Source organism: Corynebacterium sp. HMSC075F02, assembly GCF_001838335.1.
In the GTDB taxonomy this organism is placed as follows: Bacteria; Actinomycetota; Actinomycetes; order Mycobacteriales; family Mycobacteriaceae; genus Corynebacterium; species Corynebacterium jeikeium_D.
This window is the reverse complement of the sequence record NZ_KV836323.1, coordinates 1-1748: the sequence shown is the minus strand read 5'-3', so window position 1 is coordinate 1748 and position 1748 is coordinate 1. Positions and strand designations below refer to the sequence as shown.

The following is a 1748-nucleotide window of genomic DNA, read 5'->3' as shown; positions in this document are numbered from 1 at the left end:
GCCTTTTAGGTTGGTTGGTGTGTGTGATGCTGGGGACCTGAACTGGTAGTAGCCAAGTGATGGGGTGACGCAGGAAGGTAGCCGTGCCACGTGATGGATATCGTGGTGTAAGCGTGTGGCCCGTGTTCTAGGTAAATCCGGAGCACATATAGGGTGAGGCGTGATGCGTACCCGTTTTGGGGAAGTTGGTGATCCTATGCTGCCGAGAAAAGCCTCTAGCGATGTGGATATACGGCCCGTACCCGAAACCGACACAGGTAGTCAGGTAGAGAATACTAAGGCGATCGGGAGAACTGTGGTTAAGGAACTCGGCAAAATGCCCCCGTAACTTCGGGAGAAGGGGGGCCATGACTGGTGACCGACGTGGTTGAGCTGGTTGTGGCCGCAGAGAATAGAGGGAAGCGACTGTTTACTAAAAACACAGGTCCGTGCGAAGACGGGTAAGTCGATGTATACGGACTGACGCCTGCCCGGTGCTGGAAGGTTAAGAGGACCTGTTAGACCCCTTTTGTGGGTCGAAGCGGAGAATTTAAGCCCCAGTAAACGGCGGTGGTAACTATAACCATCCTAAGGTAGCGAAATTCCTTGTCGGGTAAGTTCCGACCTGCACGAATGGCGTAACGACTTCCCTGCTGTCTCAACCACAGACCCGGCGAAATTGCAGTACGAGTAAAGATGCTCGTTACGCGCGGCAGGACGAAAAGACCCCGGGACCTTCACTATAGCTTGGTATTGGTGTTCGGTTCGGTTTGTGTAGGATAGGTGGGAGACTGTGATGCCTCAACGCCAGTTGGGGTGGAGTCGTTGTTGAAATACCACTCTGATCGTATTGGACATCTCAACCTCGGCCCGTGATCCGGGTTAGGGACAGTGCCTGGTGGGTAGTTTAACTGGGGCGGTTGCCTCCCAAAGAGTAACGGAGGCGCCCAAAGGTTCCCTCAGCCTGGTTGGCAATCAGGTGTTGAGTGTAAGTGCACAAGGGAGCTTGACTGTGAGACTGACAGGTCGAGCAGGTAGGAAACTAGGGACTAGTGATCCGGCACCGGCTTGTGGAAGCGGTGTCGCTCAACGGATAAAAGGTACCCCGGGGATAACAGGCTGATCTTCCCCAAGAGTCCATATCGACGGGATGGTTTGGCACCTCGATGTCGGCTCGTCGCATCCTGGGGCTGGAGTAGGTCCCAAGGGTTGGGCTGTTCGCCCATTAAAGCGGCACGCGAGCTGGGTTTAGAACGTCGTGAGACAGTTCGGTCTCTATCCGCCGCGCGCGTAGAAACTTGAGGAAGGCTGTCCCTAGTACGAGAGGACCGGGATGGACGTACCTCTGGTGTGCCAGTTGTCCCGCCTGGGGCATGGCTGGTTGGCTACGTACGGAAGGGATAACCGCTGAAAGCATCTAAGCGGGAAGCCTGTTCCAAGATTAGGTTTCTTTTGAGGTCCCCTATAGATGATGGGGTTGATAGGCCGGATCTGGAAGCATCGTAAGGTGTGGAGGTGACCGGTACTAATAGACCAAACATTCAACACACAAAGTGTGAATTACAGGGTTTTTGCTCGCGTCCGTTATTCAGTGTCTGGCATGACACCACCCACCTGTTGTGGTGGGGATGGGTTGTTGCCTGGTTTTTGTCGGTGGTGTTAGCGGTGGGGTCACGCCCGGTCCCATTCCGAACCCGGAAGCTAAGTCCACCAGCGCCGATGGTACTGCACTCGGGAGGGTGTGGGAGAGTAGGTCGCCGCCGGCATAA

The 1748-nt window shown here is 55.1% G+C and carries 2 rRNA genes; both read left to right on the top strand.

The features are described from left to right. Positions 1-1529 (top strand): 23S ribosomal RNA (locus tag HMPREF2920_RS10845); the annotation flags it as partial. A gap of 99 nt (positions 1530-1628) precedes the next feature. Beyond that, a 5S ribosomal RNA gene (gene rrf / locus HMPREF2920_RS09325) occupies positions 1629-1745 on the top strand. Positions 1746-1748 lie beyond the last annotated feature (3 nt).